Genomic DNA, 15,560 nt, shown 5'->3' with positions numbered 1-15,560 from the left:
CCTCGCTTCAGCTCAGGCCTTCGGCGCGCCGCCTGACGGCGTCCTCGTGCAGCGACTCGCTGAGCTGGTCGACCACGATGGACCACGACGCATCGGCCTTGAGCTGCTCGGCCAGGAACTGGCGCTGCGCATCGCTCCAGTAGGGCGCATCCACCACATCCACATCGGCGGCCAGCTGGTGGGCGCGGATGAAGTCGGCAATGGCCTGGTCGCTGGCATCCAGGCCCAGTTGCAGGAAGAGGTTGGACATGCGGACGACGGAGTTGTTCATGGAGGCGTGTTCGGTGCGTGTGGGATCAAAGGGAGCCGGCGGGCCGGCTGCAGGAAGGGGCCAGGGCGCTATCTTCCCCGATTTGCAGGGCGCCGCAGGCCAGTTGCGGCAGCATGGCAGCGCGGGTAGGTGCAGGCTGACAGCCTGCCGCGCTCCGGGCCAGCGCGCGCCCATCGACTGCCCCACTAGCATGGGGACATGAGCACTGCTTTCCCCGATCCCGCATGGCCGCCGACCTGATCGTGGCCCGTCCCGAAGGCCTGTACTGCGCGGCCGGCGACTTCTACATCGACCCCTGGCGGCCCGTGGAGCGGGCCGTGATCACGCATGGCCACTCCGACCATGCGCGCGCCGGCCACGCCCATTACCTGGCCCATGACGACAGCGCAGGCGTGCTGCGCGCACGGCTGGGCGCGGACATCACGCTGCAGACCCTGCCGTATGGCGAAGCCATCGATCACCACGGCGTGCGCATCTCCCTGCACCCGGCCGGCCATGTGCTCGGATCGGCCCAGGTGCGGCTGGAGCATGGCGGCCAGGTCTGGGTGGCCTCGGGCGACTACAAGACCGAGGCCGACGGCACCTGCACCCCCTTCGAGCCCGTGCGCTGCGACACCTTCATCACCGAATCCACCTTCGGCCTGCCCATCTACCGCTGGCCCCGCCAGCCGGAGCTCATGGCCGACATCAACGCCTGGTGGCAGGCCAACGCGGCCCAGGGCCGGCCCTCGGTGCTGCTGTGCTATGCCTTCGGCAAGGCCCAGCGCATCCTGCACGGGGTGGACAGCGGCATCGGCCCCATCGTCGTGCACGGCGCGGTGGAGCCGCTCAATGCCGTGTACCGCGCGGCGGGCGTGGACCTGCCGCCCACGCTGCGCGTGACCGACCCCGGCGTGGATGCACGACTACTCAAGACGGCCCTGGTGCTGGCGCCGCCCTCGGCGCAGGGCACGCCGTGGATGCGCCGCTTTCCCGGCCATGCCGATGCCTTTGCCAGCGGCTGGATGCAGCTGCGCGGCACGCGCCGGCGCCGTGGCGTGGACCGGGGCTTCGTCATGTCCGACCATGCCGACTGGCCCGGCCTGCAGTACGCCATAGGCGCCACGGGCGCCGAGCGGGTCTTCGTCACCCACGGCAGCGTGGCCGTGCTGGTGCGCTGGCTGCGCGAGCAGGGCCTGGATGCGCAAGCCTTCCAGACCGAATACGGCGATGAGGACGAGGCTGCCGCCGCCCAGACTGCACCGGATGAGGCTCCTGCCCCATGAAGGATTTCGCCGCCCTCTACCGCGCGCTGGACGCCAGCACCGCCAGCCGCGACAAGCAGGCCGCGCTGCAGGCCTATCTGCGCGCCGCAGCGCCTGCCGATGCGGCCTGGGCCGTCTATTTCCTGGCCGGCGGCAAGCCGCGCCAGCTGGTGCCCACCAAGGTCTTGAAGGAGCTGGCGCGCGAGGCGGCCGGCCTGCCCGAATGGCTGTTCGACGAAAGCTACGAGGCCGTGGGCGACCTGGCCGAGACCATTGCGCTGCTGCTGCCGCCACCCGGTGACGCGCACGACCTGGGCCTGGCCGCCTGGGTCACGGACCACCTGCTGCCGCTGCGCGGCATGGCGCCCGAGGCGCTGGCGGACACGCTGCGCATGCAATGGGCGCGGCTGGCGGCCGATGAGCGGCTGGTCTACTTCAAGCTGATCACCGGCGCCTTCCGTGTCGGCGTGTCGCGGCTGCAGGTCACGCAGGCGCTGGCGGCCGTCAGCGGCGTGGATGCCAAGCGCATCGCCCAGCGGCTCATGGGCTACACCCACATCGGCGCGCGGCCCGGGGCGGCCGACTACCTGCGGCTGGTGGCAGGCGAGGAAGAGGGCGATGACGCGCATTCGGGCGAAGCCCGTGGCCACCCCTATCCCTTCTTCCTGGCCCATCCGCTGCAGTTGCCGCTGCAGCAGTTCGACGCCGTGCTCGGCCCGCCGTCCCAATGGGTGGTGGAGTGGAAATGGGACGGCATACGCGCCCAGATCGTGCGGCGCGGCAGCGGTGACGCGCTGGGCACCTGGATCTGGTCGCGCGGCGAGGAACTGGTGAGCGAGCGCTTCCCCGAGCTGCAGGCCATGGGCGATGCCTTGCCTGCGGGCACCGTGATCGACGGCGAGATCGTCGTCTGGGCCGCCCAGCAGGGCGAGGCGCCCGCCCATGTGCGCCCCTTTGCCGACCTGCAAAAGCGCATAGGCCGCAAGACCCTGGGCCCCAAGCTGCTGCGCGAGCTGCCCGTGGTGCTGCTGGCCTATGACCTGCTGGAGGAGGGCGGCCAGGACCTGCGCGCTCTGCCCCAGCATGAACGGCGCGCGCGGCTGGAGCGGCTGGTGGCCCTGGTGGCGCACCCGGCGCTGCTGCCCAGCCCCGTGCTGGCAGGCGACAGCTGGCAGGCCCTGGCCGAACTTCGCGAGCAGGCCCGCTCCCTGGGTGTGGAGGGCATGATGCTCAAGGCCCGCGACGCCGCCTACGGCGTGGGCCGCACCAAGGACAGCGGCGTGTGGTGGAAGTGGAAGATCGATCCGCTGAGCGTGGACGCCGTGCTCATCTACGCACAGCGCGGCCACGGCCGTCGCGCCAGCCTCTACAGCGACTACACCTTTGCCGTCTGGAACGCGCCGCCCGGCACCGAGGGCCGGGCCCTCGTGCCCTTCGCCAAGGCCTATTCGGGCCTGACCGATGCAGAAATGGCGCGCGTGGACGCCATCATCCGCAAGACCACGGTGGAGAGCTTCGGCCCCGTGCGCAGCGTGCGGCCCACCCTGGTGTTCGAGCTGGGCTTCGAGGGCATTGCACGCAGCGCACGCCACAAGAGCGGCATTGCCGTGCGCTTTCCGCGCATGCTGCGCTGGCGCGAGGACAAGCCTGTGCAGGAGGCCGACTCCATCGATACGCTGGCGGCCCTGCTGCCGCACTCCGACCCGTGACCCACCCTTGACGCACCGCGCCATGGCCACCCGTTCCCCCCACCCCCTCGCCACCGCCTGGCTTGCCGCACGGGGCTGGAAGCCCTTTGCCTTCCAGCGCGCCGTGTGGAAGGCGCTGGCCCAGGGCCACAGCGGCCTGCTGCATGCCACCACGGGCGCGGGCAAGACCTATGCGGTCTGGCTGGGCGCGCTGCAGGCCCTTGCGGGCCCGCCGCAAACCCCGATGCCGGCGCACACCGGAAAACGAAAACCGGCCTCCGCACCGCTCACCGTGCTCTGGATCACGCCCATGCGCGCCCTGGCGGCCGACACGCTCAAGGCGCTGCAGACGCCCTTGCAGGCGCTGGCCCAGGGCCATCCCGCGCTGGCGCGCTGGACCGTGGGCGCACGCACGGGCGATACGGGGAGCGCCGAGCGCGGCGCGCAGTCGCGCCAGCTGCCCACCGTGCTGGTCACCACGCCCGAGAGCCTGTCCCTGCTGCTGGCGCGGGCCGATGCGCGCGAGCTGCTGGGCTCCGTGCGCCTGGTGGTGGCCGATGAATGGCACGAGCTGCTGGGCAACAAGCGCGGCGTGCAACTGCAGCTGGCCCTGGCACGGCTGCGCGGCTGGAGCCCGCAGCTGAGCGTCTGGGGCATGTCGGCCACGCTGGGCAATCTGGACGAAGCCATGCAGACCCTGCTGGGCCTGGACGACCATGGCCAGCCGCGGCCCGGCGTACTGGTCCAGGGCCAGGTGGACAAGCGCCTGGTGGTGGACACCTTGCTGCCCGACCGGCCCGAGCGCTTTTCCTGGGCCGGCCACCTGGGCCTGGCCATGCTGCCGGCCGTGGTGCGCGAGCTCGAAGCCACGGCGGGCTCCACCCTGGTCTTTGTGAATGTGCGCTCGCAGGCGGAGCTCTGGTACAAGGCGCTGCTGGAGGCCCGGCCCGACTGGGCCGGCCTGCTGGCCATACACCATGGCTCTCTGGACCGGGGCGTGCGCGAATGGGTGGAGGCCGGGCTCAAGGCCGGCACGCTCAAGGCCGTGGTCTGCACCAGCAGCCTGGACCTGGGCGTGGACTTCCTGCCCGTGGAGCGCGTGCTGCAGATCGGCTCGGCCAAGGGCATTGCACGGCTGCTGCAGCGTGCGGGCCGCTCGGGCCATGCGCCGGGCCGGCCCTCGCGCATCACCCTGGTGCCCACGCACAGCCTGGAGCTGGTGGAGGCCGCCGCCGCCCGCGCCGCCGTGCGCGCGCAGCAGGTGGAAATGCGCGCCAGTCCCCGCCAGCCCGTGGACGTGCTGGTGCAGCACCTGGCCACCGTGGCCCTGGGCGGCGGCTTCGTGCCCGATGAGCTGTATGCCGAAGTGCGCCGCACCGTCGCCTACGCCGGGCTGGCGCCTGCGGTCTGGCAGTGGTGCCTGGACTTCGTGCACCGCGGCGGCCCCTCGCTGGCCGCCTATCCCGACTACCAGCGCGTGCGGCCCGACGGGGAGGGCATCTGGCGCATGCCTGATGCGCGGCTGGCGCGCAGGCACCGCGCCAACATAGGCACCATCGTCAGCGACGCCAGCATGAGCGTGCAGATCCTGCACGGCGCGCGGCTGGGCAGCATGGAAGAGAGCTTTCTGTCGCGCCTGTCGCCCGGCGATGCCTTTGTCTTCGCGGGCCAGGTGCTGGAGCTGGTGCGCATCGAGGACATGACCGCCTACGTGCGCCGCGCCGCCAGAACACGGCCCACCGTGCCGCGCTGGGCGGGCGCGCGCATGCCGCTGTCCACCGTGCTGGCCGACTTCGTGGTGCAGCAATTGGCGCTGGCGGCAGCGGGCGACTACCACTCGCCCGAGCTGCGCTGCGTGCGCCCCCTGCTGGAGGTGCAGCAGCGCTGGTCGGCCCTGCCCACGCCCGGCACGCTGCTGGCCGAAACCCTGCGCACGCGCGAAGGCTGGCATCTCTTCCTCTACCCGTTTGCGGGCCGCCATGCCCATACGGGGCTGGCCAGCCTGCTGGCCTGGCGCGCCGCGCAGGGCGAGACGGGCACCTTCTCCATCGCCGTCAACGACTACGGGCTGGAGCTGCTGAGCGCCACCGAGCGTGACTGGGCCGCCATGCTGCCCGAACTGCTGCGCGCCGAGCCGGTGCAGGCCGTGGCAGTGCCCGGGCGCGTGTCCGCCAGCCAGGCGGTCGCCACGCGCAACACCGCCAATGCGGACCGCCACTGGGACCAGGCCGCCGACGATGCCCACCTGGCGGGCGAGGAGGCCCATCAAGCCCGCCATGCCCTGCTGCACGAAGTGCTGGCCAGCCTCAACGCCACCGAGATGGCAAGGCGGCGCTTCCGCGAGATCGCCCGCGTCTCGGGCCTGATCTTCCAGAGCCACCCGGGCGAGCGCCGCAGTGCGCGCCAGCTGCAGGCCTCGGCCCAGCTGTTCTTCGAGGTGTTTCGCAAGTACGACGACAGCAACCTGCTGCTGCGCCAGGCCGACGAGGAAGTGCTGAGCCAGGAACTCGATGTCGCCCAGCTGCTGGCCGCGTTGCGCCGCATGCAGGCGCAGACGCTGGTGGTGAGCGCGCTGCGCCGGCCCAGCCCGTTTGCCTTCCCGCTCATGGTGGAGCGCTTTCGCGAAAAGCTCACCAACGAGCATCTGGCCGACCGCATCGCGCGCATGCTGGCCCAGCTGCACGAGGCGGCAGATGCCGGCGGTGCAGCCAGCGAGCCGCGCACGCAGGACCTGGTCCCGCCCGATCCGCCGCTGCGTCCACGGAAAAAGCCCAAGGCAGACCAGCCCCCCGCCGTGGACGAGGACACGGCCGCCGTGCGCCGCACGCTGGATTTCTCGCTGCAGGCCACCGATGGCCCCGAGGCCGATGCCGCCAGCCGCCGCCCGCGCCGCGTGCGCAAGCCCTCGCGGCCCTTGCCGCTGCTGTAGAACCATTGCACCGCTGATGAAAGGCCACGCACCGTTGCCAAGTCCTGTTTCCCCCGACGCCCTGGCCGGCAGCCTGGGCATGTTCCTGGCCGGCGAGCCCGTGCACCTGCTGGCCCAGCATGCGCTGTGGTGGCCCGCCCAGGGCACGCTGTTCATCGCCGACCTGCACCTGGGCAAGGCCGCCACCTTCCGCGCGCGCGGCATTCCCGTGCCGGCGGGCACCACGCAGGGCAACCTGGAGCGGCTGTCGGCCCTTCTTCTGGGCCTGCCCGTGCGGCGGCTCGTGGTGCTGGGCGACTTCCTGCACGCGGCCGAGGCACGCAATCCTGCCGTACTGGCTGCACTGGCCCGCTGGCGCAGCCGCCATGCGGCCGTGGAACTGGTGCTGGTGCGCGGCAACCATGACAGCCACGCAGGCGATCCGCCGCCCGCGCTGGGCTTTGCCATCGTGGACGAGCCCTGGCACCTGGGGCCGTTCGCCGCCTGCCATCACCCCCCGCCGCCAACGCAGGACCTGCAGGCGCAGCAGGCCCGGCCCTGGCATGTGCTGGCCGGCCATGTCCATCCCGCCATCGTGCTGCGCGGCACCGGCCGCGACGCCCTGCGCCTGCCGTGCTTTGCCGTGCACCCGGGCTTTACCCTGCTGCCCGCCTTCGGCCTGTTCACCGGCATGGCCAGCCTGCCGCCCGAGCCAGGCCGCCAGCTCTTTGCCGTGGGCGCGGACCGGGTCTGGGCCGTGCCTGGGTGAGCCCAGGGATGTAATCGGGCGTAATTCTCCGCAAGGCCGTTGTTCCCTACAGTGACTCCCGCAGCAAGCGTGGCGGGACAGCAGGCAGTGCCCGGGGATGCCGCAGCGCTTTTCGTTCCACCAGGAGGAATGCATGGGCGTTCAACTCAATTTCTTCAACCAATCGAACGACGCGAACCACCCGCAGATCGTCATCTTCCAGAAGAACGTCGCCAGCGACCTCGATGCGCCTGCCGTGGCGTGGCGCGTCATCAAGTACTGCGGACAGGGCGACAACCATCCGTTCACCTTTCCGCTGGGCCTGCAGGTCGGCGCCAGCGACAGCCATGGCAACTGCACGCCGCAGCTGGAGGCGCAGTACGGCCAGCAGTTCCAGATGGCACCGTCCACCGCCGGCGATCGCCTGGCGCCCGCAGGCTACGGCGCCAGCTCCAAGGAAGTGCAGGTGCTCAACGCGCTGCCCCAAGGCGCCATCAACGCCAGCTGCTACAAGGACGGCAGGCTGCTGGCCGTCAAGACCGCGATTGCCCCCCGGCAAAAGGCCGTCTTCGAATTCAAGCCCAGCATCTGGATCGGCGTGGCCTCGCACATCCAGCAGGGCCAGATCATGAACTCGGCCATCGTCTCCCAGATGAACACCGAAATCTCCCTGCTGGGCATCTCCCGTGCCGACATCGTGATGCGCGGCGGCGGCTCGGGGGCGAATTCCCGCCCCTTCTCGTTCTCGCTGGAGAACGTCGTGATGTGCTGATGCAGGGTCGCGGCAAGGGGAGGAGGCGGAGAAAGGGCAGTGAGGGGGCGGAGAGGGGACGCAAGGGCCTGTGCATGACGGTCTGATGACGGCTGTCACATCCCTGTCATGGACGCAGCCAAGAATCCCGCACTTGCCCGGCCCGCGCGGGCCACTTCCGCAGGTGCTTCCTCCTCCCCATGACCGATGCAGCCTCCCCCCTGGCACAGGCCCACGAAGACGCAGGCCTGATCTGCGGCTGGCGCTTCTTCAGTGACACACGGCAGTGCGTGCAGGCCGTGACGGCGCCATCCGCCGCGCAGTGGCTGGCCGATGCCGCAGCCCGGTCCGATGCGGGCCGGCGCGATTTCCTGTGGCTGCACTTCAACCTGACCCACACCCAGTCCCTGCGCTGGCTGCAGCGCCATGCGGGCCTGCCCGACGTGTTCTATGCCGCCCTGCGCGAGGGCCTGACCTCCACGCGCATCGAGCGCGCCGACGACAGCCTGGTCGCCGTGCTCAACGATGTGAACTTCGAGTTCAACTTCGATTCGGCCGACATCGCCACGCTGTGGATCTGCCTGGACGAGCGTCTGGTCATCACCGCGCGCACCCAGCCGCTGCGCTCTGTCGATGCCCTGCGCGACGCCGTGCGCCGCGGCGACAGCCCCGCCAGCACGGCCGAGCTGCTGGAGCACCTGATGCGCACCCAGGCCGATGTGCTGGTCAAGGTGGTGCGCGAGACCACGGCGCGCGTGGACGACATCGAGGACGCCATCCTGGCCCAGCGCTACCACCATCCGCGCGCCCACCTGGGCCGGCTGCGCCGCCTGCTGGTGCGCCTTCAGCGCCTGCTGGCGCCCGAGCCCGCCGCGCTGTTCCGCCTGCTGCAGCAGCCCCCCGGCTGGATGGGCGAGGAAGACCGGCGCGGCCTGGCCGCAGCGAGCGAGGAGTTCTCGCTCATGCTGCGCGACATGCAGACCCTGCAGGACCGCATCAAGCTGCTGCAGGAAGAGGTGGCCGCCGCCGTGAACGAGGACAACAGCAACAGCCTCTTCGTGCTGACGGTGGTCACCGTGCTGGCCCTGCCCATCAACATCCTGGCCGGCCTGTTCGGCATGAACGTGGGCGGCATACCGCTGGCCGAGCACGAGCACGGCTTCTGGATCGTGGTGTCCATCGTCGTCGCCTTCACCGTCATCGCCGCCTGGCTGGCGTTTCGCAAGAAGCGGTACAGGGATTAGGGGACGTGTCAGGGAATCTTGCAGAAGAACTCGCAAAATATCTCGCACCAAACGGATTTCATCTATATAAATCAGCTGCTTATATAGGTGATCAATGTCGCAAAAATTCCTGCTCTACGACCATCCTGCCCAGATGGAGCCGCTGCTGCCGGGGGAACACAAGCTGGGCCCTTTGCTGGAGCTCTCCCATGACCTGATCAGGTTGGGTGAGCGGCTGGCCGGCCGCTACCGACCAGACACATTGCCAGGCCTGCGCCGGCTGCTTCGGGCCATGAACTCGTATTACTCGAACAGGATCGAGGGGCAGCACACCTTTCCGCTGGATATCGAGCGCGCCCTGCACAACGACTATGCGCAGGACGAAGATCAGGCCCGCCGTCAGCGATTGGCGCTGGCGCACATGGCCACTGAAGAGCAACTGGAGTACAGGTCCACGCAATGGACGAATGCGCAGGTCTGGACCCCCCAGATGCTGGCCGATATCCACCAGGATCTCTTCGCCCGTCTGCCCCAGGCCGATCTGGAGGCCGGCGCCCTTGGCGACGATGCCATCGAGCCGGGTCGATGGCGCACGCGGGAGGTTAGCGTGGGCAGGCATGCGGCGCCTGCAGCGGGGCAGTTGCCATTTTTTCTGGACCGCTGGTCGAGCTTCTACTCAGGCGTGCGCCGTGGCGAGTTGCAGTTGGTGGCCATGGCCGCTGCGCACCAGCGCCTGGCCTGGATCCATCCGTTCCGGGACGGCAACGGGCGCGTGGCCCGGCTGCATTCACATCTCGTACTAACCCACATGGGCCTGAGCAATGGTCTGTGGTCCCCCCTGAGGGGGTTCGCACGGTCGCAGGAGCGCTATTACGCCTTGCTTGCCGCCGCAGACGAGCCGCGCCGTGGTGACCTTGATGGCCGTGGCAATCTGACCGAACTGGGGTTGATCGACTGGATCGCATACGTGCTGGAACTATGCATGGACCAAGTGAGCTTCATGGAGGGACTTCTGTCGCTGGACGGCATGAAGGAACGCATGGCGGCATGCCTTGCCTATGAGGAACGGGTGGTGCGCCAAGGCGTGCGCAGCGAGGCATTGCGCGCATTGCACTATCTTTTTGCGGCCCAGGCGGAGATGGATCGGGCCGACTTCAAGGCCATGCTGGGGTTGGGTGACCGGCTGGCCACCGCCCAGGTATCGGCACTGCTCAAGCGCGGCCTGCTGGAGACGGATTCACCGTATGGAAGAGTGCGCCTGGGCGTGCCGCTGCACGCCCTGCGTTTTTACTTCCCCCGCCTCTGGCCGGAAGCGGAGGCTGACTCGCTGTAGACGGCTCCTCTCAGGCCGCCATAGCCCTCGCCCCGAACACCATCGCCCGCAGCCTGCCCAGCAGCGGCCACACCAGCATCAGCAGGGCCAGCGTGGTGATGGTGCCGGACAGGCCGTTGTGCCAGAAGATGCCCAGCTCGCCCTGGCTGGAGAGCATGCTCTGGCGGAAGGCGTCTTCCATTCGGTCGCCCAGCACGATGGCCAGGACCATGGGCGCCAGCGGATAGTCCAGCTTCTTGAACACGTAGCCGACCACGCCGAAGACCAGCATGAGCCAGATGTCCGTGGCATTGCCGTGCACGGTGAAGGCGCCGATGGCGCAGACCATGAGGATCATGGGCGCGACGATGGAAAACGGCACGCGCAGGATGGCGGCGAACAGCGGCACGGTGGCCATGACGATGACCAGGCCGGCGATGTTGCCCAGGTACATGCTGGCGATCAGGCCCCAGACGAAGTCCTTTTGCTCGGTGAACAGCAGCGGGCCGGGCTGCAGCCCCCAGATCATCAGCCCGCCCAGCAGCACGGCCGCCGTGGCCGAGCCCGGAATGCCCAGGGCCAGCATGGGCAGCAGGGCCGAGGTGCCGGCCGCGTGGGCGGCGGTCTCGGGGGCGAGCACGCCTTCGGGGTTGCCCTTGCCGAAGCTGTCGGGGTCGCGCGAGAACTTCTTGGCCAGCCCGTAGCCCATGAAGCTGGCCGCCACGGCTCCGCCCGGCGTCACGCCCATCCAGCAGCCCACCAGGGCCGAGCGCAGCATGGTCAGCCAGTAGCGCGGCAGCCGGGCCCAGGTCCTGAACACCACCTTGAGGTCGATGGAGGCCTTCTTGCCCTTGAAGGCCAGGCCTTCCTCGATGGTCATCAGGATCTCGCTGATGCCGAACAGGCCGATCACCACCACCAGGAAATCAAAGCCGCGCAGCAGCTCGGTGGAGCCGAAGGTCATGCGCAGGTCGCCCGAGATGGTGTCCATGCCCACGGCTGCCAGCAGCAGGCCCACGGCCATGGCAGCCACGATCTTGGCCTTGGGCTCCTTGCCCATGCCGATGAAGGAGCAGAACGTCAGGAAGAAGACCGCAAAGAACTCCGGCGGCCCGAACTGCAGCGCGAACGAGGCCACGACCGGCGCCAGGAAGGTGATCAGCATCACGCCCGAGATGGCGCCGATGAACGAGCCCGTGAAGGCCGTGGTCAGCGCGGCCCCCGCGTGCCCCTGCTGGGCCATGGGGTAGCCGTCGAAGGTGGTGGCCACCGACCAGGCCTCGCCCGGGATGTTGAACAGCACCGAGGTGATGGCGCCGCCGAACAGCGCCCCCCAGTAGATGCACGACAGCAGGATGATGGCCGAGGTGGGCGACATGCCGAAGGTCAGCGGCAGCAGGATGGCCACGCCGTTGGGGCCGCCCAGGCCCGGCAGCACGCCGACCACGATGCCCAGCAGGATGCCCGTGAGCATCAGCCCCGTGTTCTGCCAGGTGGTGACGGCCGCGAAGCCGTGCGCAAGGTATTGGAGTTCGTCCATGGTGTTGCTCCGTGGCGGCGACAGGGGTCAATATCCGAGCCAGGCTTCAAGCGGACCCTTGGGCAGGGGCACCTTGAACTGGATCTCGAAGACGTAGAACAGCAGCACGCTGGTGAAGCCCGACAGCACCACGGCCTTCCACCAGGGATAACGGCCCGCAAACACCATGAAGCCCGTGATGAACAGCACCGAGGCCGCGTAGATGCCCAGCGGCGCGATCACGGCGATGTAGGCCGTCAGCGGCAGCAGCACCTGTGCCACGCGCTTGAGCTGCAGCCAGCTGGCGAACTGCTCCTGGCTGCGGCTGCGCAGCGCCTGCACGAAGACGGCGATGGCGCAGATGCCCAGCACGGCGCCCACGCGCAGCGGGAAGTAGCCGGCCTGCGGGCCGGTGTCGCTCCAGCCTGCGCCAATGCGCTGGTTGTCCCAGACCACGAGCACGGCCAGCGCCAGCAGCACGGCGGCCACGCCGTACTCCACATGGCGGCGGGACAGGCCGGGGGCCTGGGCTTCGGTGGCGGGGATGGATTCGGTGGCCGCGCTGGAGGGCTGGGCCGGGGCTGCTGCTGCTGCTGCTGCCGCTGAATTGGAGGAGGGCGGGGCAAGGTGGATGGCGGTGTCCATGGCGCGGCTCCTCACTTGGCGGCGGCGGCCACGCTGGCCGACAGGAAGCCGGCCTTCTTCATGATGTCGAGGTGGCGCGTCTCGTCCTTGGCCAGGAAGTCCACGAAGGCCTGCCCCGTCATGTACTCGGGCTTGAGCGCGTTTTTCTCCAGGTACTCCTTCCACTCGGGCGTGGCCACCACCTTGTGCATCACGCCCGCATAGAACTGCGCCTGCTCCGGCGTGGTGCCGGGCGGCAGGAAGAAGCCGCGCAGCATGGTGTATTGCACGTCCAGGCCCTGCTCCCTGCAGGTGGGGATGTCCGACAGCGCCTGGCTGCCCGTGACCTTGGCCGTGTACTCGATGCGCTGCGTGTCGAACACGCACAGCGCCCGCACCTGGCCCGCGCGCCACTGCGCCATGGACTCGCTGGGGTTGTTGACGTTGGAGTCGATGTGCTTGCCCACCAGCTGCGTGCTGGCCTCGCCGCCGCCCTTGTAGGGGATGTAGGTGAACTTCACGCCGGCGGCCTGTTCCATGTTGGCGGTGATGATCTGGTCCTCGCGCTTGGAACTGGTGCCGCCCATCTTGAACTTGCCGCCGGCCTGCCGCGCGGCGGCCAGGTAGTCGGCGGGCGTCTGGTAGCCGGTCTCGGCATTGACCCAGAGCACGAACTGGTCCTGGGCAATCATGGCCACGGGATTCAGGTCGCGCCACTGGAAGGGCAGGGCCGTGGCCATGGGCAGGGTGAAGATGGCCGTGGAGGCCACCAGCAGCTTGTGCGGGTCGCGCGCCGAGGCCTTGACATCCAGAATGCCCTCGGCGCCGGAGGCGCCGGCCTTGTTGAGGATGACCACGGGCTGCTCGATCAGCTTGTGCTTGGTGACGATGGCCTGGATCACGCGCGCCATCTGGTCCGAGGCGCCACCGGCCGAGAACGGCACGACGAGTTCGACGGACTTGGCGGGCTTCCATTGCGCCCAGGCGGCAGGGGCGGCGAGGGTGATGGCGGCGGTGGCGGCGAGGGTGGCGACGGCAGTTGCCGCCAGGCGGTTGCGGGGCGATGTCATGTCTCTTGTCTCCTGTTATTTCCTGGTATTGGTGCAATCCACGATCAAGGGGGCGAGCCATGTGCTCCGGCTCTGCCAAGGGGTTTCGGCGCGGGGCCGATGGGTTCAGGCGGCCTTGCGCAGCGCCCCGGCTGCGGCGTGGGCAGCGAAGTAATCCATGGACGCCTGCACGCCGCTGCCGGCCAGCCGGATGCCGGACAGCTTCAGCCCCATCTCCACGCCCGCCACCATGGCCAGCAGCGTGAGGTCGTTGCTGTCGCCCAGGTGGCCCATGCGGAACATGCGGCCCTTGAGCTTGCCCAGGCCCGCGCCCAGCGACAGGTCGAAGCGCGTGTGGATCAGGCGGCGCAGGGCATCGGCATCCACGCCTTCGGGCGTGATCACGCCGGTGAGCACGGGCGAGTAGACCTGCGGATCGGCGCACTGGATGGGCAGGCCCCAGGCCTGCACGGCGGCACGCACGCCGGCCGCCCAGCGCTGGTGGCGCGCAAACACCGTATCCAGCCCTTCGGCCAGCAGCATGTCCAGCGATTCGGACAGGGCGTACAGCAGGTTGGTGTTGGGCGTGTAGGGCCAGTAGCCGGTCTGGTTCATCTCCACGATCTCGTCCCAGGCCCAGAACGACTTGGGCAGCTTCGCGCTTTTGGCGGCCTCCAGCGCGCGTGGCGACAGCGCGTTGAAGCTGATGCCGGGCGGCAGCATCAGGCCCTTTTGCGAGCCGCTGATGGTCACGTCCACGCCCCATTCGTCATGGCGGTAGTCGGCGCTGGCCAGGCCCGAGATGGTGTCCACCAGCAGCAGGGCCGGGTGGCCCGCCGCGTCGATGGCCCGGCGCACGGCGGCGATGTCCGAGGTCACGCCCGTGGAGGTCTCGTTGTGCACCACGCACACGGCGCGGATCCGGCGCTCCGTGTCCTTGCGCAGCCGCGCCTCGATCAGGCCGGCCTGCACGCCATGGCGCCAGCCCGGCGCCTGGGGCAGGTGCTCATCGGAGCCGCCATAGGACAGGAACTCGGTGGACAGGCCCAGGCGCGTGGCCATCTTCTGCCACAGCGAGGCGAAGTGGCCGGTCTCGAACATCAGCACATGGTCGCCAGGGCTGAGCGTGTTGATCAGGGCCGCCTCCCAGGCGCCCGTGCCGGAGGCCGGATAGATCACCACCGGATGCCGGGTCTTGAAGACCTGCTGGATGCCGGCCAGCACCTTCAGGCCGAGCTGGCCGAACTCCGGCCCCCGGTGGTCGATGGTGGGCAGGCTCATGGCCCGCAGGATGCGGTCGGGAACCGGGCTGGGGCCGGGGATCTGGAGGAAGTGGCGGCCCGTGGGATGGTTGTCGAGCGTGAGCATGGTGCGTCCTTTTCAAGGAAATGCCAGGTCGGTCTGCGGGGGGGAGGGTGTTTGCGAATTTTTGCATTCAAAATTCATAAATGCCTTGGTGATAACCATGAATGCCTTGAGAAATGCTTGCGTAAAAATGAATGCAAAATTCATTCGACCAGGAGAATCCATGGCGGAGATCATCGAGATTTCGCGGCTTGCCCTGCATGACCAGGTGGCGGCGCGGCTGCGCACCTGGCTGGTGGAGGGGCGCATACCGCCCGGCGCCAAGCTCAACGAGCGCGCGCTGTGCGAGCAGTTGCGCGTCTCGCGCACGCCGCTGCGCGAGGCCATCAAGCTGCTGGCCTCCGAAGGGCTGGTGGACCTGGTGCCCAACCGCGGCGCCGTGGCCGTGCGCCTGGGCGAGACCGATGTGCTGCAGACCTTCGAAGTGCTGGCGGGGCTGGAGGGCATGTCGGGCGAGCTGGCCGCGCAGCGCATCAGCGAGCAGCAGCTGGCCGAGGTGCGGGCCCTGCACTTCGAGATGCTGGCCAGCCATGCGCGCCAGGACCTGTCCGGCTACTACCGGCTCAATGCGCTGATCCACTCGGCCATCAACCGCGCCGCCGCCAACCCCGTGCTGGCCGAGACCTATGGCCGCATCAACGCCCGCGTGCAGTCGCTGCGCTTTCGCACCAACCAGGACGCGGCCAAGTGGAAGCGTGCCGTCCAGGAGCACGAACGCATGCTGGAGGCGCTGCAGGCGCGCGACGCCGCCGCGCTGCGCCAGGTGCTGGTGGCCCACCTGGAGCACAAGCGCGACACCGTCATCGCCCTGCTCAAGGCAGGCCAGATCTACCCACGAACCATGAACGAATGAGAGCC

Annotated in this window: 13 protein-coding genes; 8 read left to right on the top strand and 5 right to left on the bottom strand. The window is 69.1% G+C overall.

The annotated features are described in order from the left end of the window. Positions 1-7 precede the first annotated feature (7 nt). Positions 8-271 (bottom strand): DUF2789 domain-containing protein, encoded by a 264-nt coding sequence (locus U6958_RS20840; RefSeq protein WP_017404395.1) that lies wholly within the window; start codon positions 269-271, stop codon positions 8-10. Between the two features lie 224 nt (positions 272-495). Between U6958_RS20840 and U6958_RS20835 the strand changes: the two genes are divergently transcribed. The 7 genes from U6958_RS20835 (at position 496) to U6958_RS20805 (ending at position 10,166) form a co-directional block, all read left to right on the top strand. After that, complete coding sequence (locus U6958_RS20835) at positions 496-1,536, top strand: ligase-associated DNA damage response exonuclease (RefSeq protein ID WP_074923453.1); 1,041 nt, start codon at positions 496-498, stop codon at positions 1,534-1,536. Beyond that, positions 1,533-3,224 (top strand): ATP-dependent DNA ligase, encoded by a 1,692-nt coding sequence (locus U6958_RS20830; protein WP_047327237.1) that lies wholly within the window; start codon positions 1,533-1,535, stop codon positions 3,222-3,224. The genes U6958_RS20835 and U6958_RS20830 overlap by 4 nt, the downstream gene beginning before the upstream one ends. A 22-nt stretch (positions 3,225-3,246) precedes the next feature. Beyond that, the gene (locus U6958_RS20825) at positions 3,247-6,132 is read left to right on the top strand and encodes a ligase-associated DNA damage response DEXH box helicase (RefSeq protein ID WP_074923452.1); all 2,886 of its coding nucleotides are present in this window, start codon (positions 3,247-3,249) and stop codon (positions 6,130-6,132) included. A 16-nt stretch (positions 6,133-6,148) separates the two neighbouring features. Then, positions 6,149-6,880 carry a ligase-associated DNA damage response endonuclease PdeM gene (pdeM, locus tag U6958_RS20820; RefSeq protein ID WP_074923451.1) on the top strand — a complete coding sequence of 244 codons (732 nt, stop codon included), beginning with the start codon at positions 6,149-6,151 and terminating at the stop codon, positions 6,878-6,880. Between the two features lie 133 nt (positions 6,881-7,013). Beyond that, the gene (locus tag U6958_RS20815) at positions 7,014-7,631 is read left to right on the top strand and encodes a hypothetical protein (RefSeq protein ID WP_016448183.1); all 618 of its coding nucleotides are present in this window, start codon (positions 7,014-7,016) and stop codon (positions 7,629-7,631) included. Positions 7,632-7,810: 179 nt separating this feature from the next. After that, the gene (locus U6958_RS20810) at positions 7,811-8,854 is read left to right on the top strand and encodes a transporter (RefSeq protein ID WP_016448182.1); all 1,044 of its coding nucleotides are present in this window, start codon (positions 7,811-7,813) and stop codon (positions 8,852-8,854) included. Positions 8,855-8,948: 94 nt separating this feature from the next. Beyond that, positions 8,949-10,166, top strand: a complete 1,218-nt coding sequence (locus U6958_RS20805) for a Fic family protein (RefSeq protein ID WP_016453711.1) — start codon at positions 8,949-8,951, stop codon at positions 10,164-10,166. Between the two features lie 10 nt (positions 10,167-10,176). Here the strand turns inward: U6958_RS20805 and U6958_RS20800 are convergent, their stop codons facing one another. The 4 genes from U6958_RS20800 to U6958_RS20785 form a co-directional block, all read right to left on the bottom strand. After that, a complete protein-coding gene (locus U6958_RS20800; protein WP_074923450.1) occupies positions 10,177-11,685 on the bottom strand; it encodes a tripartite tricarboxylate transporter permease in 1,509 nt (502 codons plus the stop codon). 27 nt (positions 11,686-11,712) lie between these two features. Continuing rightward, complete coding sequence (locus U6958_RS20795; protein WP_083393668.1) at positions 11,713-12,309, bottom strand: tripartite tricarboxylate transporter TctB family protein; 597 nt, start codon at positions 12,307-12,309, stop codon at positions 11,713-11,715. 11 nt (positions 12,310-12,320) lie between these two features. After that, positions 12,321-13,358 carry a tripartite tricarboxylate transporter substrate binding protein gene (locus U6958_RS20790; RefSeq protein ID WP_071955152.1) on the bottom strand — a complete coding sequence of 346 codons (1,038 nt, stop codon included), beginning with the start codon at positions 13,356-13,358 and terminating at the stop codon, positions 12,321-12,323. Positions 13,359-13,463: 105 nt separating this feature from the next. After that, on the bottom strand, positions 13,464-14,705 hold the full coding sequence (locus U6958_RS20785) for an alanine--glyoxylate aminotransferase family protein (RefSeq protein WP_012204896.1): 1,242 nt from the start codon (positions 14,703-14,705) through the stop codon (positions 13,464-13,466). Between the two features lie 160 nt (positions 14,706-14,865). Here U6958_RS20785 and U6958_RS20780 point away from each other — a divergent pair, with 160 nt between their 5' ends. Continuing rightward, on the top strand, positions 14,866-15,555 hold the full coding sequence (locus U6958_RS20780; RefSeq protein WP_074923449.1) for a GntR family transcriptional regulator: 690 nt from the start codon (positions 14,866-14,868) through the stop codon (positions 15,553-15,555). Positions 15,556-15,560 lie beyond the last annotated feature (5 nt).

The sequence above is a fragment of the Delftia lacustris genome, from assembly GCF_040267515.1.
GTDB lineage: Bacteria > Pseudomonadota > Gammaproteobacteria > Burkholderiales > Burkholderiaceae_C > Comamonas > Comamonas tsuruhatensis.
This window is presented reverse-complemented; position numbering and strand designations above follow the sequence as displayed.

Excerpts from the sequence above, each read along its gene's own strand:
- U6958_RS20780 (WP_074923449.1), top strand. The coding sequence starts at position 14,866 with ATGGCGGAGATCATCGAGATTTCGCGGCTTGCCCTGCATGACCAGGTG.
- U6958_RS20810 (WP_016448182.1), top strand. The coding sequence starts at position 7,811 with ATGACCGATGCAGCCTCCCCCCTGGCACAGGCCCACGAAGACGCAGGC.
- U6958_RS20795 (WP_083393668.1), bottom strand. The coding sequence starts at position 12,309 with ATGGACACCGCCATCCACCTTGCCCCGCCCTCCTCCAATTCAGCGGCA.
- pdeM (WP_074923451.1), top strand. The coding sequence starts at position 6,149 with ATGAAAGGCCACGCACCGTTGCCAAGTCCTGTTTCCCCCGACGCCCTG.
- U6958_RS20830 (WP_047327237.1), top strand. The coding sequence starts at position 1,533 with ATGAAGGATTTCGCCGCCCTCTACCGCGCGCTGGACGCCAGCACCGCC.
- U6958_RS20800 (WP_074923450.1), bottom strand. The coding sequence starts at position 11,685 with ATGGACGAACTCCAATACCTTGCGCACGGCTTCGCGGCCGTCACCACC.
- U6958_RS20825 (WP_074923452.1), top strand. The coding sequence starts at position 3,247 with ATGGCCACCCGTTCCCCCCACCCCCTCGCCACCGCCTGGCTTGCCGCA.
- U6958_RS20785 (WP_012204896.1), bottom strand. The coding sequence starts at position 14,705 with ATGCTCACGCTCGACAACCATCCCACGGGCCGCCACTTCCTCCAGATC.
- U6958_RS20790 (WP_071955152.1), bottom strand. The coding sequence starts at position 13,358 with ATGACATCGCCCCGCAACCGCCTGGCGGCAACTGCCGTCGCCACCCTC.
- U6958_RS20840 (WP_017404395.1), bottom strand. The coding sequence starts at position 271 with ATGAACAACTCCGTCGTCCGCATGTCCAACCTCTTCCTGCAACTGGGC.
- U6958_RS20815 (WP_016448183.1), top strand. The coding sequence starts at position 7,014 with ATGGGCGTTCAACTCAATTTCTTCAACCAATCGAACGACGCGAACCAC.
- U6958_RS20835 (WP_074923453.1), top strand. The coding sequence starts at position 496 with ATGGCCGCCGACCTGATCGTGGCCCGTCCCGAAGGCCTGTACTGCGCG.
- U6958_RS20805 (WP_016453711.1), top strand. The coding sequence starts at position 8,949 with ATGTCGCAAAAATTCCTGCTCTACGACCATCCTGCCCAGATGGAGCCG.